Below are 20,813 nucleotides of genomic sequence, written 5' to 3'. Positions count from 1 at the left end.
CTCTGGAGGTGGATCAGACCGCGCTGGCGAGCGATAGCTCGGACTTGCGCGGATGCAGATGCGAGGTGAACTCTTCGGAAGCGGCCTGCCACGAGAACCGCTCGGCCCAGGCGCGCGCACTCGGCCGCGAGACCTTGAGCGCATCGAGACAAGCCTCGCGCAAGTCCTCTCGCAGTGCGCCGCCTTCGCCCTCCGGGCAGCCATCGAGCACATCGATCGGACCGGTCACCGGAAAGGCCGCGACCGGCAGCCCGCAAGCCATCGCTTCGAGCAACACCAGGCCGAACGTATCGGTACGGCTGGGGAAGACGAACACGTCGGCCGACGCGTAGACCGTCGCCAGTTCGGGCTGCGAGAGCATGCCGAGGTAATTCACGTCGGGATAGCGCGAGCGTAGTTCGGCCAGTTGCGGCCCTTCGCCCGCGACCCACTTCGAGCCGGGCAGATCCAGCTTCAGGAAAGCCTCGATGTTCTTCTCCACGGCGACGCGCCCCACGTAGAGGAAAATCGGATGTGCCGAATTTAGCACATGTGCGTCCTGTACGCGGAAGATGTCGAGATCGACACCGCGCGTCCACAGCACGACGTTGGAGAAGCCGTTCGCCTCGAGATCGCGCTTGACCACCGGCGTGGGTGCCATGACGGCGTGCGACGGCTTGTGGAACCAGCGCAGGAAGCGATAGGTCGTCGCGAGCGGAAAGCCGAAGCGCGCCTGTACATACTCCGGGAAGCGCGTGTGATAGGCCGTGGTGAACGGGAAATCATTGCGCATCGCCCATTTGCGCGCGGCCATGCCGAGGGGGCCTTCCGTGGCGATGTGCAGGGCATCCGGCGCGAAGTCCTCGATGCGGCGCGTCACGCGTGCGCCGGCGAAGAATGCGAGGCGGATCTCCGGGTAGGTCGGGCACGGCATCGTGCGGAATTCCTGCGGCGTGAGCAGCTCGACGCGGTGTCCGGCGGCTTCCAACTGAGCGCGCGTGTTCTTCAACGTGCGGACCACGCCGTTGATCTGCGGGTCCCAGGCGTCGGTGATGATCATGATTTTCATCGGGCGCTCCTTCGCGCACATGGCGCGTATCGGTGACACGCGCGAACTCGCGCGTGAGGGGGCGTACGTACGGCGATACGATGCCGTGCGTGCACGGGGTGAGCCGGTCGGCGTCTCGGGCCGGAATCTCTCGTGAATCGCGGTGGTCCTGGCGGTGATCCCGGCGGCGCGAGGCCGGCCAGGGATCACCGCACGGGCTCAAGCGCTGACGGTCGAGGCTTTCGCGTTGGCGCGCACGTTGCGCTTTTTTGTCCAGTGGATGATGCGAAGCTCGCCTTCGGCGGTCTCGACGAGCGCCGAGAGGCTCTCCACCCAATCGCCGTCGTTGCAGTAGAGCAAGCCATCGATCTCACGAATCTCGGGCTTGTGGATGTGTCCGCACACTACGCCGTCGCAGCCACGACGGCGTGCTTCGTCGGCCATCACCTGTTCGAAGGCTGAAATGAAGTTCACGGCGTTTTTCACCTGGTGTTTCAGATACTGCGACAGCGACCAGTACGGGAAGCCGAAGCGTGTGCGCACACGATTGAACCAGCGATTGAGCAGCAGCGTGAGCGTGTAGAGCGAGTCGCCCAGATAGGCGAGCCACTTGGCGTGCTGGATCACACCGTCGAACAGATCGCCATGGGTGACCCACAGGCGCTTGCCGGACAGCGTGGTGTGAAACGCCTCGTCGCGCACCGCAATGTCACCGAACGCCAGCCCGCAGAACTGCCGCGCCGCTTCGTCGTGATTGCCGGGAACGTAGATCACCTGCGTGCCCTTGCGCGCGCGGCGCAGCATCTTCTGCACGACATCGTTGTGCGCCTGCGGCCAGTGCCACCCGCGGCGCAGATGCCAGCCGTCGATGATGTCGCCGACCAGATAGAGGTAATCCGACTCGTGATGACGCAGGAAGTCGAGCAGGTAGTCCGCCTGGCAGCCTTGCGTGCCGAGGTGGATGTCCGAGAGCCAGATCGTGCGGTAGCGGGTGATGCCGTCGGGCGGTGGCGGGTCGAGCGGGTCGGGGGTATCCGGCGGCGGTTCGATGGTGGCGGGAGGGCTGGCGGGCGGGGCCGTGGGGCGTCCCGGCGGGGTGTCTGCGAAGTGACCGGCGCGAGCCGAAGACGTTGGGATCGGCAACTCAAGGGTGGGGGTCGTCGTCATACCGGCTCGCACGTCGCGTTGAACATGCGTGCATTGCGCCACGATTTCGTGAAGCGACGATGACAGTCACGGTCATGTCGCGAAAGTGTCTTCGGGCGTCGCGGCGATGCGACAGTCCGATCCGGGGCGACAGCGAGTGCCCGAATCAGATGCTGCGCCGCAATCCCTGGGCAACGCGCTCGAGCGTCTCGAGCACACGGGCGCGCGCGCGTGGATGCGTGCCCAGCGACACGTGTCCGAGCCGGTCCAGTGCGACGTTGTGGGCACCGGGCAGCACGCTAGTGCGTACCGGATAGACGACGTTGTCGTGAAACGTGTAAATCGACGTGATGCGCGCGCGTTGCGCCGGCGTCTCATGGCTGGCGAGCGCGGCGAGCCACGCGCTGCCAATGCTCATCTGGCGCGCGTTGGTGCCGATGCCATGGCGCGCATGCAGGGTACCGAAGTGCGGCGAGCCGAGCGTGATGGTGTGGGCGACCGGCAAGGTCGGCGCGTGCCGCAGACAGGCGCGTGCCGCGAGTCCGCCCATGCTGTGGCCGACGATGACGACGGGCAGACGTGTGCGGTCGGCGAGGACGCGCGTGGCGTTGGCGATCGTGGCGGCGTAGTCGTCGATGTTGCCGAACATCGGGCCAAGGTTGACGGCGTCACAGGTGTAGCCCGCCTCGGCCAGATGGTGCGAAAAACGCAGCCAGAACGCGCGATTGCAGCCGTAACCGTGCAACAGCAATACCGCGACGGGGCGCGCCGGGCCACGCGGCGGCGGCAGCCGGGCGGCGCTGAACCACGGTTGACAGAGATCGAGCAGCAAAATCGACGCCGCGCATTCGTACGCCCACACGGCCACATGGGTGCCGGCGGAGGCCTGCCGTTCGGGGGACGGGTCGCCCTGGGCAGCCATGACGAAACCCGCCGCAAGGCCGATGGCGTGGACGACGGGCAACCATAGCACTGTCCAAAGCAAGGTTGTCAGGGGACGATGCCAGGTGGCCCACGTGGCGATGGCGACGATGAGCGACACCCCGATTTCGATGCCGCCGTAGACCAGATGGGCGCGCGAGGCGCGCGGGGCAGGGCTGGCGGCGGGGGACGCTGTCGTCATTTACCCAGCACGCTCACGAGACGCGTGCCGGCGAGACGGTCGTGAATGAACTGGTGATCGGGCATGACGCGCATGGCCAGCGCCCACAGCACGACCCAGCCGGTGAGCAGCGCAACGCTGCCCCAACCGGTGAGTCCAAGCCCCCAGTCAAGCGCCATGGCCGGCAGCACCCACAACCATGCCAGGGCATAGCGCGCCACGGCGCGGGCGGTGCGCACCGGTTGGCCATGTACGTCGACCAGGCGAATCTTCCAGGTTTTCATTGCCAGTGTCTGGCCGCCGTGGGTCCAGAACCAGACGAAGTACGCGCCAAGCACGAGAAACAGCCAGGTCTGCATCGCGTGCCGGTGCATCAAACCGCTGCGCTGCTGGGTGAGGGCGCTGAAAAGGTAGCCGGCAAGGAACAATACGCCGAAGAGCAGCAGCGATTCGTAGACCATCGAGAGCAGGCGACGGCGCAGCGTCGGTACCGCGTAGCTCGCCGCGTCGGCGGCGGGCACCGGCACGCCCTGCGGCGGTGTGTCAGGCGAACGGGCGGCGTTGGGGGAGTGAGGCGGCGTGGCGGGCTGGGTGGCGGAGTCGGTCATCGCGGCGCGGTTTGGGATCTTTTGTCGGTTGCCTGGCGCCGTGCCGGCACTGGGCGTTTGCGGCGGGGCACGTCGAGTCGTGTGCCGCTCATTATGCGCAAGAATGCGCCGATGGGCCAGCCGGCCTGCGGGGCGGTTCCGCACGCGCAAAAGCAAACGGCCGTCCGAGGGCGGCCGTTGCGGTACCAGGATGGCCTGTGGGTCAGCCAACGCCAGGCATCAGTTGTGGTGATAGATCTCGGAATTGAAGACGGCGTCGCCGTTCTCGTCGCTGTTGGCCGTGCCCGCGCTCGCGGGTGTCGCTGCCGCCGACGGCGCGGCAGAGGTCCCCATGGGTTGCCCCGTCGGTGCGGCTGCCGCGCCGGATGCCACAGCGGGCGGCAACACGCCATTCCTGCCCGACGTGCCAGCGTCCTTGCGATGCACCGCGGCATACGGATTCTTCACGCCCGGGCGGCCCGACGGCGGTGCGCTGACCACATTCGGCCGGCTCGCTTGCTTCCTGTCATCGGCGGCAAGGCGCTTCTTCTGTTCTTCGGTGAGCTGCTGGTACTGCTGCCACATCTGCGCCTTGCGCCCGGGCGGCAGGGTCTTGGCATTCTGGTAGCTTTCGCGCGCCAGTTTGCGTTGCTCGGGCGTCAGGCGGACCCAATCCGCCATCCGGTCATGCAGACGCTTGCGGCTCTCCGGCGACAGCGTGTGAAAACGCTTGGCAATCTCGATCCACTTTTCGCGCTGACGTTCGTTCATGCGATTCCAGTCCTGGGCAAGCGGGGCGAGCGCCTCTTGCTGGCTGGCCGTGAGCCTGCTCCAGTAGCCGCCGGGCGACGCCTTGGGCACCACCGGGGCGCCGCTTGCGCTCTCGCCGCTGGCCGTCAGGCTGCCGACCGGCGCACTCGCCGGATTGGCGCCGCCGGGTGCAGACGCGCCGGTGATGATCGGTGGCACGTCAGACACCGGTGCCGGCGCGTGCGTGCGGCGCAGCGCGACCGTGCCGGCAAGCGCGGCCACGACCAGCACGACGAGCAGGAGAAGTACGTTGCGTCGCGTCACAGGGGGGCTTGGGTAGGGAGGGCTACTGGGCACGCTTCACATAGGCGTTGAAACCGTGATCGGCGTACGCTGACAACGGGAGTTCGTCGCTCAATACCGCGGCATCGATATCCGCGAGATCCTGAATGTGTTGCTGATGTTCCCAGTACGCGAGGCCCGTCAGGCCGATCACCAGTGCGGCGAGTGGCCAAAGCAGTCCAAGACGGCGCAGCTTGTCGAGCGTGCGGCGCGGGCCGCTGGCTTCCGACGATGGCAGGGTGCCGACACCGGCGAGCACCAGCGCCGGTTGCACGACGGCCACCGGTTCGGGCTTTTTGCGCGCGAGCGCCTCTTGGCGAGCGGCGGCCAGCCGGGCCGCGATATTCGGCGACGGCGCGTCGGACGCTTCGTCCAGCGCGCGCCGCACGCGATGTGCGAAGCGGAGTTCCCTCGTTTCCAGATCGTGACTCATAACCTGATCCCTTTTGCCTTCAACGCCTGCGCCAACGCGTGCGTGGCGCGCGAGCAGTGCGTCTTGACGCTGCCCTCCGAGCACCCCATCGTGGCGGCCGTCTCGGCAACGTCCATGTCTTCCCAGTAACGCATGAGGAAGGCTTCTCGTTGACGTGTCGGCAGTTTCTGTATTTCCGCGTCGATGAGCGCGAGGATTTCGGCACGCGAAACGGCCTCTTCGCTGCTCTCGGTTTGCACAGACCCGTCCTCGGCCAATAAGGTTTCCAACGGGTCGAAGTCGTCGCGGTCGTCGTCGCCGGGGCCGGCGAGATTCGAGAATAGCGTCACCCAGGTGTTGCGCACCTTCTGCCGACGGAAATAGTCGTGAATGACGTTCTGGAGGATGCGCGTGAACAGCAGCGGCAGGTCGGCCGGCGGCTTGTCGCCGTATTTCTCGGCCAGGCGGATCATCGCATCCTGAACGATATCGAGGGCGGCCTCGTCGTCGCGCACGGCATAGACGGCTTGCTTGAAGGCGCGCCGTTCGATGCCCGCGAGAAAATCCGCCAGTTCCTTGTCAGATGCCATCCGGTAGGGTGCACGCAGCGTTGCGCACTGCGCCTGTGAAATGCCATGTAAGCGTAACGGCGACGTAAAGATTACGCGGCCGGTGCGGATGCTACCAAAAACGCGCTTTGCTGTAACGGCTTTTGCTTCCGTTGGGTGTGGGTTTGCCACGGTGCCCGGTTTGCCGACTTCCTGTCGTGTGAAGATTGTGCACCGGGTTGGGGCGGTGCGGGGCGTGGCGTGGGGATTCCGCGAGGCCGACTTCGCAGTCATGCTGCAAATGCATAAACCTGCTTGACCATTTTGCTGCAAACCGGTAATGTTGCCAGTTCGCAATATCTGTGATTGTCTCAATATCGGCACGCCTATCCGGTGTGTCCATGATTCAGACGCGCAGCTTGAGCCCGAGCCACAAGTTCGCGGGGAGAGCACCCAATCAAAATTTTTGCCGAAACTTTGAAAGGTCGACGATGAACATGCCAAGCGCGGAATTCTCCGAGGCGGAAGCTGCACGCCACCAAAATACTTCCGAAGACATGATTGGCGCCGAGATCCTCGTGCGCTCGCTTCAGGAAGAAGGGGTCGAACATCTGTGGGGTTATCCCGGCGGTTCGGTTCTCTACATCTACGACGAACTCTACAAGCAGGACAAGATCCAGCACATCCTGGTGCGCCATGAGCAGGCAGCCGTGCATGCGGCCGACGCTTATTCGCGTTCCACCGACAAGGTCGGTGTGTGCCTCGTGACGTCCGGCCCCGGCGTGACCAATGCGGTCACCGGGATCGCCACGGCGTACATGGATTCGATCCCGCTCGTCATCATCACCGGGCAGGTGCCCACGGCCGCCATCGGCCAGGACGCCTTCCAGGAGTGCGACACGGTCGGTATTACCCGTCCGTGCGTCAAGCACAACTTCCTCGTGAAGGATGTGCGCGATCTCGCCGCGACGATCAAGAAAGCCTTCTATATTGCCAAGACGGGCCGTCCGGGTCCGGTGCTGGTCGATATTCCGAAGGACGTGTCCAAGACGCGCTGCCGTTTCGAGTATCCGAAGTCGGTGTCGCTGCGCTCGTACAGCCCGGTCACGAAGGGCCACTCGGGTCAGATCCGCAAGGCGATGAGCCTGCTGCTCTCGGCCAAGCGCCCCTATATCTACACGGGTGGCGGCATTATCCTGGCCGATGCGTCGAAGGAACTGAACCAGTTCTGCGACCTGCTCGGCTATCCGGTAACCAACACACTCATGGGCCTGGGCGGGTATCGTGCGAGCGATCCGAAGTTCCTCGGCATGCTGGGCATGCACGGGACCTACGAAGCCAACATGGCCATGCAGCACTGCGACGTGCTCATCGCCATCGGTGCCCGCTTCGACGACCGTGTGATCGGTAATCCGGAACACTTTGCCGAGCGTGCGCGCAAGATCATTCACGTCGATATCGACCCGTCGTCGATTTCCAAGCGTGTCAAGGTCGATATCCCGATCGTCGGCGACGTGAAGGAAGTGCTGCGCGAGATGATCGAGAATCTGCAGACGGCCGAGCACGGCCCGGACACCGAGGCGCTGGCCGACTGGTGGAAGCAGATCGAGGCATGGCGCTCGCGCGATTGCCTCGCGTTCGATCGCCAGAGCGAGGTCATCAAGCCGCAACATGTGGTCGAGACGTATTGGAAGCTCACCGATGGCGAAGCCTTCGTGTGCTCGGACGTCGGTCAGCACCAGATGTGGGCGGCGCAATACTATCGCTTCAACAAGCCGCGCCGCTGGATCAACTCGGGCGGCCTGGGCACGATGGGCTTCGGCCTGCCGGCGGCGATGGGCGTGAAGATGGCGCATCCGGATGCCGAAGTCGGCTGTATCACCGGCGAAGGCTCGATCCAGATGTGCATCCAGGAACTCTCGACTTGCCTGCAATACCGCACGCCGATCAAGATCCTGTCGCTCAACAATCGCTACCTGGGCATGGTTCGCCAGTGGCAGCAGATCGAATACAGCAAGCGTTACTCCAGTTCGTACATGGATGCGCTGCCAGACTTCGTGAAGCTCGCCGAGGCGTACGGTCATGTGGGTATGCGCATCGAGAAGTCGTCGGACGTCGAGCCGGCACTGCGCGAGGCGTTGCGCCTGAAGGATCGTACGGTATTCATGGATTTCCAAACGGATCCCACCGAAAACGTCTGGCCGATGGTCCAGGCGGGCAAGGGCATCAGCGAGATGCTGCTCGGTTCGGAAGATCTGTAAGCCGAGGCGCGCGCCAAGCGTCGCCGCCGGTCAGGCTGGCGCGCGGGCGCGGCGTCCCCACACTAGGACAATCCGGGATACACCATGAGGCACATTATTTCTGTTTTGCTCGAGAACGAGCCGGGCGCGCTGTCGCGCGTGGTGGGCTTGTTTTCGGCACGTGGCTACAATATCGAGACCCTCACCGTCGCGCCGACCGAAGATCGGTCGCTCTCGCGCATGACGGTGGTCACGACGGGCTCCGACGACATCATCGAGCAGATCACCAAGCACCTGAACCGACTCATCGAGGTGGTGAAGGTGGTCGATCTGACCGAAGGGGCGCATATCGAACGTGAGCTGATGCTCATCAAGGTGCGCGCAGTGGGCAAGGAGCGAGAAGAGATGAAGCGGATGTCGGATATTTTCCGCGGCCGCATCATTGACGTTACTGAAAAGACCTATACGATCGAACTCACGGGGAATTCGTCGAAACTCGACGCGTTCATCGATGGGCTCGATCGCACGGCGATACTCGAGACGGTTCGTACCGGTGGCTCGGGCATCGGACGCGGTGAGCGCATCCTGAAGGTCTGATCGATAACGGCAACGCGGTAAGCGGATTTCGATCCATTCTGATTTGAGTAATTTTTTGGCATTACGGGACAATTCCAAATGAAAGTTTTCTACGACAAAGACGCCGACCTCTCCCTCATCAAGGGCAAGCAAGTGACGATCATCGGCTATGGCTCGCAAGGCCATGCCCACGCCCAGAACCTGAAGGACAGCGGCGTGAACGTGACCGTCGGTCTGCGCAAGAATGGCGCTTCGTGGAACAAGGCGGTGAGCGCCGGCCTGAACACCAAGGAAGTGGCGGAAGCCGTGAAGTCGGCCGACATCGTCATGATGTTGCTGCCGGACGAGCAGATCGGCGACGTGTACAAGAACGAAGTGCACGGCAACATCAAGGAAGGCGCCGCGCTGGCGTTCGCGCACGGCTTCAACGTGCATTACGGCTGCGTGATTCCGCGCGCTGACCTCGACGTCATCATGATCGCCCCGAAGGCCCCGGGCCACACGGTGCGCTCGACGTACTCGCAAGGCGGCGGCGTGCCCCACCTGATCGCCGTGGCACAGGACAAGTCGGGCGCCGCGCGCGACATCGCCCTGTCGTACGCTGCCGCGAATGGCGGCGGCCGTGCCGGTATCATCGAGACCAACTTCCGCGAAGAGACCGAAACCGACCTGTTCGGCGAACAAGCCGTGCTGTGCGGCGGTACCGTCGAGCTGATCAAGGCCGGTTTCGAGACGCTGGTCGAAGCCGGTTACGCGCCGGAAATGGCCTACTTCGAGTGCCTGCACGAACTCAAGCTGATCGTCGACCTGATCTATGAAGGCGGTATCGCCAACATGAACTACTCGATCTCGAACAACGCCGAGTACGGCGAATACGTCACCGGCCCGCGCGTCGTGACCGAAGAGACGAAGAAGGCGATGAAGCAGTGCCTGACGGACATCCAGACTGGCGAGTACGCCAAGTCGTTCATCCTGGAAAACAAGGCGGGTGCTCCGACCCTGATCTCGCGTCGTCGTATCACGGCCGAGCACCAGATCGAGCAAGTCGGCGGCAAGCTGCGCGCAATGATGCCGTGGATCGCCAAGAACAAGCTCGTCGACCAGTCGAAGAACTAAGTACGATTAGCCGTAAGATGCGTACGTCCGGTCGGTAGCGGGCGTCGCACCGGCGGCGCGCGGCAGACGGGGTGGGTGCGTAAGGCGCTGGAACGCCGGATCCGTCGCGCCGGGCCGTCCGCCTTGCTGTAGCAGTCGCTATGGCAAGGCGGACGGCCTTTTTCGTTTTGTCTCCCCCGCATTGGGCGTGGATTGGCGCAGTGGCGCTGCAATGTGGCCGGTATTGGCGTGGCGCCGCTGACCTGTCGATTGGGGAAAAAGTGTCGCCGCGCGTCGCGCATTGCTACAATGCCGCCACGTCACGGATTGGCCCGACGCAGGCCAACCCGCTCACTCAACCGTTTTACCAAGGACGCGAGTTCAATCGCATGAATTATCCTCACCCGATCATTGCCCGCGAGGGCTGGCCCTTCCTGGGTATCGCCGTCGCCGTCGCGCTCGTCGTGCACTTCATGGCCGGCGTGCTGTGGGCCGCGCCGTTCTGGGTGATCGCCCTGTTCGTCCTGCAGTTCTTCAGGGATCCGCCGCGGCAGGTGCCGCAGCAGGCCGGTGCCGTGCTCTCGCCAGCCGACGGCCGTATCGTGGCCATCGAAACCACGCAGGATCCGTACGCCGGTCGTGAAGCGCTGAAGATCAGCGTATTCATGAACGTCTTCAATGTTCACTCGAATCGTGCGCCGGTTGACGGCACGGTGACCAAGGTGGAATATTTCCCGGGACGCTTTTTCAACGCCGATCTCGACAAGGCGTCGCTGGAGAACGAGCGGAATGCGCTGGTGATCGACGTGGGCGGTCAGATCGTCACGAGCGTGCAGGTCGCCGGACTCATCGCACGCCGTATTCTGTGCTACGCGAAGGTGGGCGATATGCTCTCGCGCGGCCAGCGTTATGGCTTCATTCGTTTCGGTTCACGGGTCGACGTGTACCTGCCTCTGGGCTCGCGTCCGCGCGTGACCATCGGCGAAAAGGTGTCGGCCACCTCGACGATCCTCGCCGAGCTGTAAGCCACCCGGGCTCCCGGGCCACGGCGGTGTGCGGCGGCGCGACGCTTGTCGTGCGTCATCGTGTCGTGGCCTGCAACTGCTTTCGCTTCTCGCGTTCCAATAGCGGTGATCCGTCGCGGGTTCGCCCGCCGTCATAGCATCGACAAGGAGGTACAGATGCCGGAAAACCATCGTGGCCGCTTGCGCAACAACGTCAGTCATCTCTCGGCGTTCAACCGTCACAACCATCCATCCGTAGAGCCATTGATGAACGAAGACCACGACCAGGGTGTGGAGGACGATCTGCCGGTGCGCCCGCGCAATCGCGGCATCTACCTGTTGCCGAACGCCTTTACGACGGCCGCGCTGTTCTGCGGCTTCTTCGCGATCGTGCAGGCCATGAACGATCGTTTCGAGCAGGCCGCCATCGCGATCTTCTTCGCCATGGTGCTCGATGGCATGGACGGGCGCGTGGCGCGCATGACCAACACGCAGAGCGCATTCGGCGAGCAGTACGATTCGCTCTCGGACATGACCTCGTTCGGCGTGGCGCCGGCGCTGGTGATGTATGAATGGATTCTCCATGAGATCGGCAAGTGGGGCTGGCTCGCGGCGTTCGTCTATGTGGCTGGCGCGGCCTTGCGGCTGGCACGCTTCAACACGAACATCGGCGTGGTCGACAAGCGCTTCTTCCAGGGGCTGGCAAGCCCCGCAGCAGCGGCGCTCATTGCCGGGTTCGTTTGGATCACGATCGACAACAAGTTGCCGGTGAACGTTTTCTGGATGCCCTGGGTGGCGTTTGGCCTGACGATCTACGCCGGGATGTCGATGGTCTCGAATGCGCCTTTCTATAGCGGCAAGGCGCTCGATGTGCGCCAGCGGGTGTCGTTCGGCGTGGTGCTGTTGTTCATGGTCGGCTTCATTCTGGTGTCGTCCGACCCGCCCCTGGTGCTCTTCGGCATGTTCTGCCTGTACAGCATCTCCGGCTACGTGCTGTGGGGGTTCCGTTTCCTGAAGGGCCGCAGGCAGCGCATCTTCGGTGAAGTCGACGAATAACGGTGATGAAACAAGGGGTGTCTCGGTACGCCCCTTGTCACATCTGACCGTCAGGCTTGCCCGATGATCCGTTGTGGCGATGTTGTCGTCTTGCGAATGTGGTCTCGCAAGTCTCCCCCTGGCCTGGGCGGGCCGCGGCAATGCTGACCCGACCCGGTGCCGTTTCCATTGTTCGACGTAACGAAGGAGCAAGCATGGGCATTCTGGACTTTGTGAAAGAGGCCGGCGAAGCGCTGTTGGGCAGCCAGGCACAAGCGGCCGCGGCACCCGGGCCCGACGCGGACGTCGCCAACCGCAACGCGGCCGACGCCATCGAGGCTTACATCAAGACGCAGCGCCTGGACGCGACCGGCCTGACCGTAACGTTCGACGGCGCGTCGCGCACGGTCTCGGTCTTCGGCGTGGCCCCGGATCAGGCGACCAAGGAAAAGATCCTGCTGTGCTGCGGCAATGTGAAGGGTGTCGAGAAGGTGGACGACAGGATGTCGGTGTCGACGGCGTCGACCGAGGCGACGTTTCACACCGTCGAGAAGGGCGACACCCTGTCGGCGATCTCGAAAAAGGTCTACGGCGACGCCAATCGGTACAACGTGATCTTCGAGGCCAACAAGCCGATGCTCTCCAGCCCGGACCGGATCTATCCAGGCCAGGTGCTGCGTATTCCGGTGGCCTGATCGGCCCTTGTCGCAAGATGTCCAGCCCGGCTTCGTGCCGGGCTGTTTGTTTGGGCGTCCAGCGCAGCCCTGCGCGCGGGCACGCCCGTCTGCATGCCGCTTGCAGCCTGCGCCGCGCGTTGCGAATTCACCCGATTGAGACTATATTGGCGCTCATGATTTCAGGCGCCACCCCGGCTTCGGGCCTTCCTCTCGCACCGCCAACGCTATGCCGTTTCCCCGTCTGCGGGCCGGCCATGCCTGCGCGCGTCGCGCGCTGATTCCCTCCCGGTAGTTGCCCGCCCGTCCGACGATCTGCGCGCGCGTTGCCTGCTGCATGAGCGCGGTGCCGCAGGCGGCGAGGGGGGTGTCGGTGTGCCGATGCGCCGCCCCCGAACATCAAGAACAAACCGAACCCTACAAGATCCCCACAGGAGAAAATCATGGCCGACAAGCTGATCATTTTCGATACGACTTTGCGCGATGGAGAACAGTCGCCCGGGGCGTCGATGACGCGTGACGAGAAGATTCGCATTGCCCGTCAGTTGGAGCGTCTGCGCGTGGACGTCATCGAAGCCGGTTTTGCCGCCAGCTCGAACGGCGACTTCGAGGCCATCCACGCCATCGCCGGCATCATCAAGGACAGCACGGTCTGCTCGCTTGCCCGTGCCAACGACCGGGATATCGCCCGCGCCGCCGAGGCGCTCAAGGGCGCGAACTCGTCGCGTATCCACACGTTCATTGCCACCTCGCCGCTGCACATGGAGAAGAAGCTGCGCATGAGCCCGGATCAGGTGCTCGAGCAGGCGAAGCTCGCGGTGCGGTATGCGCGTCAGTTCACGGACAATATCGAATTTTCGCCGGAAGACGGCAGCCGCTCTGAGCTGGATTTCCTTTGCCGTGTGCTGGAAACCGTCATCAACGAAGGCGCGACGACGATCAATGTGGCCGATACCGTCGGTTACGGCGTGCCGGAACTCTATGGTCAACTCGTGCGCACGCTGCGCGAGCGCGTGCCGAATTCGGACAAGGCGGTCTGGTCGGTGCACTGCCACAACGACCTGGGCATGGCCGTGGCCAATTCGCTCGCGGGCGTGCAGTTGGGCGGCGCGCGTCAGATCGAGTGCACGATCAATGGTCTGGGCGAGCGCGCAGGCAATACCGCGCTCGAAGAAGTCGTGATGGCGATCAAGACCCGCAAGGATTACTTCGGCCTGGAACTCGGCATCGATACGACGCAGATCGTGCCGGCCTCGAAGCTCGTCTCGCAGATCACCGGTTTCAGCGTCCAGCCGAACAAGGCTGTGGTGGGCGCGAACGCGTTCGCCCATGCTTCCGGCATCCACCAGGACGGCGTGCTCAAGGCGCGCGACACCTACGAGATCATGCGCGCGGAAGATGTGGGCTGGTCCGCCAACAAGATCGTGCTCGGTAAGCTCTCGGGTCGCAACGCCTTCAAGCAGCGTTTGCATGAGCTGGGCATCGAGATGGCGTCTGAGCAGGACGTGAATGCCGCGTTCGCCCGCTTCAAGGAGCTGGCCGACCAGAAGTCCGAAATCTTCGACGAGGATATTCTGGCGATCGTCTCGAATGAAGCCCAGGCCGAAGGTGGCGAGCATTTCTACCTCGTGTCGATGGCGCAGCACTCCGAGACGGGCGAACGCCCGAGCGCCCGCGTGGTGTTCACGGCGCAGGGCACGGAACGGGTGGGAGAGGCCGACGGCAACGGCCCGGTCGACGCGGTGCTCAATGCCATCGAATCGCAGGTGCAAAGTGGTGCCGAGCAATTGCTGTATTCGGTCAACGCCATCACGACCGGTACGCAATCGCAGGGCGAGGTGACCGTGCGTCTGTCCAAGGGCGGGCGCATCGTGAACGGTGTGGGCACGGATCCGGATATCGTCGCGGCGTCGGCCAAGGCGTATCTGTCGGCGCTCAACAAGCTGTATTCGAAGGCCGAGAAGCTCAACCCGCAACTGACGCCGTAATCGAGCGCGCACTGGCGCCGTTGACGACCGACGTATCGCGCACAAAACGCCCGCATGCCGGATATCCGGCATGCGGGCGTTTTGCCGTCGGTGGCGCCTGGCGTACGATCAGAACAGGTCGTGATCGAACTTCTCGTGCAGCGGATCGGGGCTGATCTGGGTGGTTTTGACGATGCCGTTCGTGTCGAAGTAGAAGTTCATCATCGAGTACCAGACGTCGTCCTGCTTGAAGCGATAGGACCAGACCTCGCGCTTCATGAGCGGAAAGTACGACGTTTCGACGGGCTCGCCGAAGTGATGCAGCACGTCGTTTTTCGTCCACTTGTCGATCTCGACCTTGTTGAACTCCGGCGTCGAGAGGACTTGCGCGGTGCTCAACAGGCGGCCTTGTGCGTCGAAGTCGGCGGCGATCGTCTCTTCACCGAACGGCTTGGTCGGATAGAGCCAGCGGGTCACCCCCGGGGCGAGTGGATAGATTTCCCTCGGTTTGCCCAGCCGCGCCTGTACCTCGGCCTGCGAGGCGTTGGCGGGAAATGTCTGCCACGCCGGCGTGTAGCAGGCGCTCAGCAATAGGGCGAGTGCGCCGCTCAAGAGCCAGCGTTTCGCCGCGACAGGGCGTAAGACGCTGGGGGAGGGGCGCATTGTGGTGGAGGCGCTCGGGGGGGCGATGCCCACGCGTGCCCGGGTCGAATCAGTCATGGATGGCCTCGCATCAGAGGAAGACGGCCGCAGGGCGGCATGCCGATAGCATACTGCCGCATGAAGCGCCCCGGGGGCGTCGGCTTGCCGGGGGGGCGGCGGGGACGTTATGATTCGCGCCGACACAGTCTTTGGGGCTTCGATGAAAGTTCATGTCTTGCTGGCGCGCCTGAGCGCGGTTCTGTGTGCGGCTGGCCTGCTGGCTGCAACCTGCCTTGCCCACGCGGCGCCGCCGATCCGGCTCGCGCTCATCGAGGGGATGAGCGGCCCGTTCGGCAATGCCGGGGCCATGGTCGAGCGCAATTTGCGCTTCGCGATCGAGCGTGTGAATGCGCGCGGCGGGGTGAAGTTGCGCGACGGTGCCCATCCGTTCGAGCTGACGGTATTCGATAGCAAGGGCGGCGTCGAAGACAGCCTGGTGCAACTCAAGGCCGCTGGCGATCTGGGCATTCCGTTCGTCCTGCAGGGCAACAGTTCGGCCGTGGCGTCGGCGCTGATCGATGCGATCAACAAACGTAATGCGCGCGAGCCCGGGCAGCGCATGCTGTTCTTCAATTACTCGGCCGTCGACACGGCGCTCACCAACGAGCAGTGCAGTTTCTGGCATTTTGCGTTCGACGCCAATGCCGCCATGCGCATGCAAGCGTTGACCGAAGCCATCAAGCAAGACCCGGGCATCCAGAAGGTCTACCTGCTGAACCAGGACTACAGCTTCGGCCGGCAGGTCGCCGGGCTCGCCCGTCAGATGATCGGTGCGAAACGCCCGGACGTGCAGATCGTGGGCGAGCAGTTCAGCCCAGTGGGACGTGTGAAGGACTTCACGCCCTATCTCGCGCGCATTCGCGCGGCAGGCGCCGACACCGTGGTGACGGGGAGTTGGGGCAACGACCTGACCCTGCTCGTCAAGGCCGCGCGCGAACAGGGGATGGAACTCAAGTTCTACACGTTCTATGGCAACGCCCTTGGCACGCCGGCGGCGCTGGGCGAGGCGGGCGTCGGCCGCGTCTATGCCGTGGCCGAGTGGCACCCCAACGTGGGCGGCGAGGCGTCGGATGCGTTCTACAAGTCCTTCCGCGCCCGCTATCCAGAGGCACGCGACGACTATCCGCTACTGCGCATGAGCGTGATGATCGACATGATCGCCGCGGCGCTCGAGCAGGCAGGTACCACTGACGTCACGACGGTGGCACGGGCGCTCCAGAACCGCCGGATTCGCGAGGCGCCAGTCGATGCGTGGATGCGTCCGAACGACCATCAGATGATCGAGCCTTTGTACGTTTCCGTGATGCGCCGCGCGGGCGAGCCGGGCGTGAAGTTCGACAACGAAGGGTCGGGCTTCGGGTTCAAGACGGTGATCGCGCTGCCCGCCAGCAAGGTGGCGTTGCCGAGTACTTGCCGGATGGCCCGCCAGCGGTGACCGGCCGGGGCCGCGAGAGGGGAGGAAGGCGTGAGCGGGATGGGCGGTCGATTTGTCGTGATTTTCCGGACAATTTACGGAGATTTCACGAATTGTTGGGCGGGACGGCCGATTTTCGACGCTCGAACGCTTCGATCGGCCCCGTCTGAGGCGTCCTGGCGAGGAAAGTGTGGCGCCCGGGGGGCAACTCCCGTATAATCGCGCACTTGCAGTTTTGTTTATGTGCGGCGATGCCGCGCATGTTTTTGTAAGTTCACGGCACGGCCATTCTTCCGTGACCGCATGTCTCCAAAGGAAAGCAAATGACTACCGCAATGACCAAGAAGTCGGACGTCGTGGCGCAATTCGCCCGCGCCGCCAACGATACCGGCTCCCCCGAAGTGCAAGTTGCGCTGCTCACCACGCGCATCAACGAACTGACGCCGCACTTCAAGGCGCACATGAAGGATCACCACAGCCGCCGCGGTCTGCTGCGCATGGTGAGCCGTCGCCGCAAGCTGCTCGATTACCTCAAGGGCAAGGACGCAGATCGTTACCGTGCCCTGATCGAGAAGCTGGGCCTGCGTAAGTAAGCGATTACGATTACGACGAGATGCCTGTATCAGCGTGCTGATGCAGGCATTTTGTTTTTGGGCGCTGCCTGTCGGATGTCCCCGAGGATGTCCGGCAGGTTGCCAACCCCGCCGTTGGGCGGGGTTCGCCCGGTTCCCGCAGTTCCTGCGGTTCCCGCTTTACGGGGCCTCGTCGATAAGCAGGGCTTGTGTCATTCCAGCGTCGCCCAGGCGATGCGCTTGCCGCCGTGCCAACGCGCCGGGCAACGCTGGAATGGCATAACACTCCCCCCTGCGAGGCGTCGGGATCACCCCGGCAGCGATGTCGCGCCGCTGCTGCATTCGCGCGATTCGATATAGGAGTGCAAATGTTCAATAAAGTCGTCAAGTCTTTCCAATGGGGACAAAACACGGTTCGCATGGAGACCGGTGAGATTGCTCGCCAGGCATCCGGCGCAGTGCTGGTCGACATGGACGATACCGTCGTGCTCGCCACGGTGGTGGGTGCGAAGAGCGCCAAATCGGGCCAGGATTTCTTCCCGCTGACCGTCGACTATCTTGAAAAGACTTACGCCGCCGGCAAGATCCCGGGTGGCTTCTTCAAGCGTGAAGGCCGTCCGTCGGAAAACGAAACGCTGACGTCGCGCCTGATCGACCGTCCGATCCGCCCGCTCTTCCCGGAAGGCTTCTACAACGAAGTCCAGATCGTCGTGCAGGTCGTCTCGCTGAACCCGGAAGTGCCGGCCGATATCCCGGCCCTGATCGGCGCTTCCGCCGCGCTGTCCATCTCGGGTCTGCCGTTCAACGGCCCGGTGGGCGCCGCTCGCGTGGCCTACGTCGACGGTCAGTACGTGCTGAACCCGTCGCGTGAGCAGATCGCCAAGTCGAAGCTCGACCTGGTCGTCGCCGGCACGGAACAAGCCGTGCTGATGGTGGAATCGGAAGCGAAAGAGCTGCCGGAAGACGTGATGCTGGGTGCCGTGGTGTTCGGTCACGAGCAGATGCAAACGGCGATCAACGCCATTCACGACCTCGTGCGCGACGCCGGCAAGGCCGAGTGGGATTGGGCCCCGGCCGCCAAGAACGACGCATTGATCGCACGCGTGACCGAACTGGCGGATGCCTCGCTGCGCGCCGCTTACCAGACGCGCGAGAAGCAGGCCCGTACGCAACAACTGCGTGCCGTGACCAGCGACGTCATCGCCAAGCTGGGCGAGGCTGCGCTCGCCAAGGGCGAAGCCGCACCGGACAGCATCGAAGTCGGCAACATCCTGTTCGATCTGGAAGCCAAGATCGTGCGTAGCCAGATTCTGGCTGGGGAGCCGCGTATCGACGGCCGCGACACGCGCACCGTGCGCCCGATCTCGATCCGCACCGGCGTGCTGCCGCGTGCCCACGGTTCGGCGCTGTTCACGCGTGGCGAAACGCAAGCGCTCGTGGTGGCGACGCTGGGTACCAAGAGCGACGAGCAGATCATCGACGCGCTGCAAGGCGAGTACCGTGATCGCTTCATGCTGCACTACAACTTCCCGCCGTTCTCGACGGGCGAAACGGGCCGCGTGGGTTCGCCCAAGCGTCGTGAAATCGGTCATGGCCGTCTGGCCAAGCGTGCCCTGGTGGCTTGCCTGCCGGGTGCGGACGATTTTGGTTACACCGTGCGTGTGGTGTCGGAAATCACCGAATCGAACGGTTCGTCGTCGATGGCGTCGGTGTGCGGCGGTAGCCTCGCCATGCTGGACGCCGGTGTGCCGCTGACCGCACCGGTCGCTGGTATCGCCATGGGCCTGATCCTTGACGGCAACAAGTTTGCCGTGCTGACCGATATTCTCGGCGACGAGGATCACCTGGGCGATATGGACTTCAAGGTCGCAGGCACGTCGAACGGCGTGACCGCCCTGCAGATGGACATCAAGATCCAGGGCATCACGAAGGAAATCATGCAGGTCGCCCTGGCGCAAGCCAAGGAAGGCCGCCTGCACATCCTCGACAAGATGGCGCAAGCGCAGTCGGGCGTGCGTACGGAGCTGTCGGAATTCGCGCCGCGTATGGTCACCATCAAGATCAACCCGGAAAAGATCCGTGACGTGATCGGCAAGGGCGGTTCGGTGATCCGTGCCCTGACCGAGGAAACCGGCACGAGCATCGACATCTCGGACGATGGCGTGGTGACGATTGCCAGCCCGAGCGCTGAAGGCATCGCTGAAGCGAAGCGCCGCATCGAGCTGATCACCGTGGAAGTCGAGGTGGGCCAGGTCTACGACGGTACGGTGCTGAAGCTGCTCGAGTTCGGTGCGATCGTGTCGGTGCTGCCGGGCAAGGATGGTCTGCTGCACATCTCCGAGATCGCCAACGAGCGTATCAAGGACATCAACGAGTACCTCAAGGAAGGCCAGACGGTGCGCGTGAAGGTGATCCAGCAGGACGACAAGGGACGTCTGCGTCTGTCGCACAAGGCGCTCACCGACGAGGAAAAGCAGGGTAGCCCGGCGCTGGTCAAGCGCGAAGGCGACGCCCAGTAATTTCGGTGTCCGCATGAGGCTTGGCGACGCGCATTCGCGCGTTGCCGTGCCAGGGAAAACGGCGACGCCTTGGCGTCGCCGTTTTCTTATCGATCGCACGGATCGGCAAAATGATGCGGAAAAAATGCGAGAAGGGTATTTACAGGAAATGGGTTTGTCTTTAAAATCTCATTTCTCTGTTCGGGGGGTATAGCTCAGCTGGGAGAGCGCTTGCATGGCATGCAAGAGGTCAGCGGTTCGATCCCGCTTACCTCCACCACGGATTCCGACGCTAGATTCTCAGGCGCATCGATCGAGCAAGATTCTTGCGAAAACGATGCAAAAACTTGAAAATAAAGCTTCACAAGCGAAGGAATGTTGTTTAGAATGGCGTTCTTCGCGAAATGCAGTAAAGCGAAACAGACAAGATTGTGACGATTTTGTCCCCTTCGTCTAGAGGCCTAGGACATCACCCTTTCACGGTGAGTACAGGGGTTCGAATCCCCTAGGGGACGCCAGAATTGGTGCCGGTAGCGAGTCGGTATCAGTTTAAATATGCCAAGCAGTTGGTGGCGTAAAGCCCGCTGAAAGTCAGGCGGGTTTTTTTGTCGGTTTTGGAGCGGTAGTTCAGTTGGTTAGAATACCGGCCTGTCACGCCGGGGGTCGCGGGTTCGAGCCCCGTCCGCTCCGCCAAAACCTACGAAGTTCGGTCATCTGCGCGTTAAGACGCCGCGATGTCGAATGATCTGGCAGGAAAGCAAAGTGAGTCATATCACGATGCTGCAGCAAGTTTGGAGCGGTAGTTCAGTTGGTTAGAATACCGGCCTGTCACGCCGGGGGTCGCGGGTTCGAGCCCCGTCCGCTCCGCCAAACGAAGAAAGCCCAGGCTGATGCCTGGGCTTTTTTTATCCTTCGACGCTCACATTTTCAGGCCCTGCAACGGGGCTTTCGGGGCGTTTCGATCCTACTTTTCCCCCAGAAATACCGCCGTCAATACGTGTGCGGAATTTTCGCGCAGTTTCACGAATATATGCAAATCACACGCATTGATGAAAGGCGATGACAGAACGCGCCGAGCGATCGAATCGTGGTGACGTCCTGATGCCGCTGGCGGTGCGTGGA

Annotated in this window: 19 protein-coding genes and 4 tRNA genes; 15 read left to right on the top strand and 8 right to left on the bottom strand. The window is 63.2% G+C overall.

Features of this window, described 5'->3' with window-relative positions:
- Nucleotides 1-13: 13 nt before the first annotated feature.
- Complete coding sequence (locus tag PTE31013_RS10555) at nucleotides 14-1,048, bottom strand: glycosyltransferase family 4 protein (protein ID WP_150612769.1); 1,035 nt, start codon at nucleotides 1,046-1,048, stop codon at nucleotides 14-16.
- Between PTE31013_RS10555 and PTE31013_RS24780 the strand changes: the two genes are divergently transcribed.
- Nucleotides 1,032-1,184: a hypothetical protein gene (locus PTE31013_RS24780; RefSeq protein WP_174978512.1), complete on the top strand. Its 153-nt coding sequence runs from the start codon at nucleotides 1,032-1,034 to the stop codon at nucleotides 1,182-1,184. The two genes, PTE31013_RS10555 and PTE31013_RS24780, sit on opposite strands and share 17 nt — an antisense overlap.
- A 62-nt stretch (nucleotides 1,185-1,246) precedes the next feature.
- Here PTE31013_RS24780 and PTE31013_RS10550 read toward each other — a convergent pair whose 3' ends face one another.
- From PTE31013_RS10550 to PTE31013_RS10525, 6 genes are all read right to left on the bottom strand, one after another.
- Entirely contained in the window at nucleotides 1,247-2,194 is a 948-nt protein-coding gene (locus PTE31013_RS10550) for a UDP-2,3-diacylglucosamine diphosphatase (RefSeq protein WP_425495555.1), read from the bottom strand.
- Between the two features lie 145 nt (nucleotides 2,195-2,339).
- The gene (locus tag PTE31013_RS10545) at nucleotides 2,340-3,296 is read right to left on the bottom strand and encodes an esterase/lipase family protein (protein ID WP_150612767.1); all 957 of its coding nucleotides are present in this window, start codon (nucleotides 3,294-3,296) and stop codon (nucleotides 2,340-2,342) included.
- The gene (locus PTE31013_RS10540) at nucleotides 3,293-3,883 is read right to left on the bottom strand and encodes an RDD family protein (RefSeq protein WP_150612766.1); all 591 of its coding nucleotides are present in this window, start codon (nucleotides 3,881-3,883) and stop codon (nucleotides 3,293-3,295) included. Before PTE31013_RS10540 ends, PTE31013_RS10545 begins: the two co-directional genes overlap by 4 nt.
- A 219-nt stretch (nucleotides 3,884-4,102) precedes the next feature.
- The gene (locus PTE31013_RS10535; protein ID WP_174978511.1) at nucleotides 4,103-4,936 is read right to left on the bottom strand and encodes a DUF3106 domain-containing protein; all 834 of its coding nucleotides are present in this window, start codon (nucleotides 4,934-4,936) and stop codon (nucleotides 4,103-4,105) included.
- A 22-nt stretch (nucleotides 4,937-4,958) separates the two neighbouring features.
- The gene (locus tag PTE31013_RS10530) at nucleotides 4,959-5,387 is read right to left on the bottom strand and encodes a DUF3619 family protein (protein ID WP_150612764.1); all 429 of its coding nucleotides are present in this window, start codon (nucleotides 5,385-5,387) and stop codon (nucleotides 4,959-4,961) included.
- The gene (locus PTE31013_RS10525; protein WP_150613027.1) at nucleotides 5,384-5,956 is read right to left on the bottom strand and encodes an RNA polymerase sigma factor; all 573 of its coding nucleotides are present in this window, start codon (nucleotides 5,954-5,956) and stop codon (nucleotides 5,384-5,386) included. The genes PTE31013_RS10530 and PTE31013_RS10525 overlap by 4 nt, the downstream gene beginning before the upstream one ends.
- Nucleotides 5,957-6,405: 449 nt before the next feature.
- Between PTE31013_RS10525 and PTE31013_RS10520 the strand changes: the two genes are divergently transcribed.
- From PTE31013_RS10520 to PTE31013_RS10490, 7 genes are all read left to right on the top strand, one after another.
- Nucleotides 6,406-8,175: an acetolactate synthase 3 catalytic subunit gene (locus tag PTE31013_RS10520; protein ID WP_150612763.1), complete on the top strand. Its 1,770-nt coding sequence runs from the start codon at nucleotides 6,406-6,408 to the stop codon at nucleotides 8,173-8,175.
- 84 nt (nucleotides 8,176-8,259) lie between these two features.
- Nucleotides 8,260-8,751 (top strand): acetolactate synthase small subunit, encoded by a 492-nt coding sequence (gene ilvN, locus PTE31013_RS10515; protein ID WP_039374158.1) that lies wholly within the window; start codon nucleotides 8,260-8,262, stop codon nucleotides 8,749-8,751.
- A gap of 78 nt (nucleotides 8,752-8,829) precedes the next feature.
- Entirely contained in the window at nucleotides 8,830-9,846 is a 1,017-nt protein-coding gene (gene ilvC, locus PTE31013_RS10510) for a ketol-acid reductoisomerase (RefSeq protein ID WP_150550210.1), read from the top strand.
- Between the two features lie 368 nt (nucleotides 9,847-10,214).
- Nucleotides 10,215-10,850, top strand: coding sequence for a phosphatidylserine decarboxylase (locus tag PTE31013_RS10505; protein ID WP_150612762.1), 636 nt, complete (start codon nucleotides 10,215-10,217; stop codon nucleotides 10,848-10,850).
- A gap of 156 nt (nucleotides 10,851-11,006) precedes the next feature.
- Nucleotides 11,007-11,885: a CDP-alcohol phosphatidyltransferase family protein gene (locus PTE31013_RS10500; protein WP_150612761.1), complete on the top strand. Its 879-nt coding sequence runs from the start codon at nucleotides 11,007-11,009 to the stop codon at nucleotides 11,883-11,885.
- Between the two features lie 194 nt (nucleotides 11,886-12,079).
- Entirely contained in the window at nucleotides 12,080-12,559 is a 480-nt protein-coding gene (gene lysM / locus PTE31013_RS10495) for a peptidoglycan-binding protein LysM (protein ID WP_150612760.1), read from the top strand.
- Nucleotides 12,560-12,981: 422 nt separating this feature from the next.
- Complete coding sequence (locus tag PTE31013_RS10490) at nucleotides 12,982-14,526, top strand: 2-isopropylmalate synthase (protein ID WP_150612759.1); 1,545 nt, start codon at nucleotides 12,982-12,984, stop codon at nucleotides 14,524-14,526.
- Between the two features lie 108 nt (nucleotides 14,527-14,634).
- On the opposite strand, the gene PTE31013_RS10485 is transcribed toward PTE31013_RS10490, so the two are convergent.
- On the bottom strand, nucleotides 14,635-15,168 hold the full coding sequence (locus PTE31013_RS10485; RefSeq protein ID WP_425495558.1) for a hypothetical protein: 534 nt from the start codon (nucleotides 15,166-15,168) through the stop codon (nucleotides 14,635-14,637).
- Nucleotides 15,169-15,367: 199 nt separating this feature from the next.
- Here PTE31013_RS10485 and PTE31013_RS10480 point away from each other — a divergent pair, with 199 nt between their 5' ends.
- The 7 genes from PTE31013_RS10480 (at nucleotide 15,368) to PTE31013_RS10450 (ending at nucleotide 20,561) form a co-directional block, all read left to right on the top strand.
- Nucleotides 15,368-16,642 carry a branched-chain amino acid ABC transporter substrate-binding protein gene (locus PTE31013_RS10480; protein ID WP_150612758.1) on the top strand — a complete coding sequence of 425 codons (1,275 nt, stop codon included), beginning with the start codon at nucleotides 15,368-15,370 and terminating at the stop codon, nucleotides 16,640-16,642.
- Between the two features lie 302 nt (nucleotides 16,643-16,944).
- Nucleotides 16,945-17,214, top strand: a complete 270-nt coding sequence (gene rpsO / locus PTE31013_RS10475; RefSeq protein ID WP_017233294.1) for a 30S ribosomal protein S15 — start codon at nucleotides 16,945-16,947, stop codon at nucleotides 17,212-17,214.
- A gap of 341 nt (nucleotides 17,215-17,555) precedes the next feature.
- Complete coding sequence (gene pnp / locus PTE31013_RS10470; RefSeq protein WP_150612757.1) at nucleotides 17,556-19,712, top strand: polyribonucleotide nucleotidyltransferase; 2,157 nt, start codon at nucleotides 17,556-17,558, stop codon at nucleotides 19,710-19,712.
- Between the two features lie 183 nt (nucleotides 19,713-19,895).
- Nucleotides 19,896-19,971 (top strand) — tRNA-Ala (locus PTE31013_RS10465).
- A 162-nt stretch (nucleotides 19,972-20,133) separates the two neighbouring features.
- Nucleotides 20,134-20,209: transfer RNA gene (locus PTE31013_RS10460), tRNA-Glu, on the top strand.
- A gap of 98 nt (nucleotides 20,210-20,307) precedes the next feature.
- A tRNA-Asp gene (locus tag PTE31013_RS10455) sits at nucleotides 20,308-20,384 on the top strand.
- Nucleotides 20,385-20,484: 100 nt separating this feature from the next.
- Nucleotides 20,485-20,561 (top strand) — tRNA-Asp (locus PTE31013_RS10450).
- Nucleotides 20,562-20,813: the final 252 nt, after the last annotated feature.

The sequence above is a fragment of the Pandoraea terrigena genome, assembly GCF_902459705.1.
Lineage (GTDB): Bacteria > Pseudomonadota > Gammaproteobacteria > Burkholderiales > Burkholderiaceae > Pandoraea > Pandoraea terrigena.
Note: the sequence above shows the minus strand (reverse complement) of the source record. Positions and strands in the feature narration are given on the sequence as shown.

Bases quoted from the DNA above. Each gene is read 5' to 3' on its own strand.
- ilvC (WP_150550210.1), top strand. From the start codon at position 8,830: ATGAAAGTTTTCTACGACAAAGACGCCGACCTCTCCCTCATCAAGGGC.
- PTE31013_RS10485 (WP_425495558.1), bottom strand. From the start codon at position 15,168: ATGCGCCCCTCCCCCAGCGTCTTACGCCCTGTCGCGGCGAAACGCTGG.
- PTE31013_RS10545 (WP_150612767.1), bottom strand. From the start codon at position 3,296: ATGACGACAGCGTCCCCCGCCGCCAGCCCTGCCCCGCGCGCCTCGCGC.
- PTE31013_RS10480 (WP_150612758.1), top strand. From the start codon at position 15,368: ATGAAAGTTCATGTCTTGCTGGCGCGCCTGAGCGCGGTTCTGTGTGCG.
- rpsO (WP_017233294.1), top strand. From the start codon at position 16,945: ATGACTACCGCAATGACCAAGAAGTCGGACGTCGTGGCGCAATTCGCC.
- PTE31013_RS24780 (WP_174978512.1), top strand. From the start codon at position 1,032: ATGATCATGATTTTCATCGGGCGCTCCTTCGCGCACATGGCGCGTATC.
- PTE31013_RS10500 (WP_150612761.1), top strand. From the start codon at position 11,007: ATGCCGGAAAACCATCGTGGCCGCTTGCGCAACAACGTCAGTCATCTC.
- PTE31013_RS10490 (WP_150612759.1), top strand. From the start codon at position 12,982: ATGGCCGACAAGCTGATCATTTTCGATACGACTTTGCGCGATGGAGAA.
- PTE31013_RS10555 (WP_150612769.1), bottom strand. From the start codon at position 1,048: ATGAAAATCATGATCATCACCGACGCCTGGGACCCGCAGATCAACGGC.
- PTE31013_RS10530 (WP_150612764.1), bottom strand. From the start codon at position 5,387: ATGAGTCACGATCTGGAAACGAGGGAACTCCGCTTCGCACATCGCGTG.
- PTE31013_RS10525 (WP_150613027.1), bottom strand. From the start codon at position 5,956: ATGGCATCTGACAAGGAACTGGCGGATTTTCTCGCGGGCATCGAACGG.
- PTE31013_RS10540 (WP_150612766.1), bottom strand. From the start codon at position 3,883: ATGACCGACTCCGCCACCCAGCCCGCCACGCCGCCTCACTCCCCCAAC.
- PTE31013_RS10520 (WP_150612763.1), top strand. From the start codon at position 6,406: ATGAACATGCCAAGCGCGGAATTCTCCGAGGCGGAAGCTGCACGCCAC.
- PTE31013_RS10505 (WP_150612762.1), top strand. From the start codon at position 10,215: ATGAATTATCCTCACCCGATCATTGCCCGCGAGGGCTGGCCCTTCCTG.
- ilvN (WP_039374158.1), top strand. From the start codon at position 8,260: ATGAGGCACATTATTTCTGTTTTGCTCGAGAACGAGCCGGGCGCGCTG.
- lysM (WP_150612760.1), top strand. From the start codon at position 12,080: ATGGGCATTCTGGACTTTGTGAAAGAGGCCGGCGAAGCGCTGTTGGGC.
- PTE31013_RS10550 (WP_425495555.1), bottom strand. From the start codon at position 2,194: ATGACGACGACCCCCACCCTTGAGTTGCCGATCCCAACGTCTTCGGCT.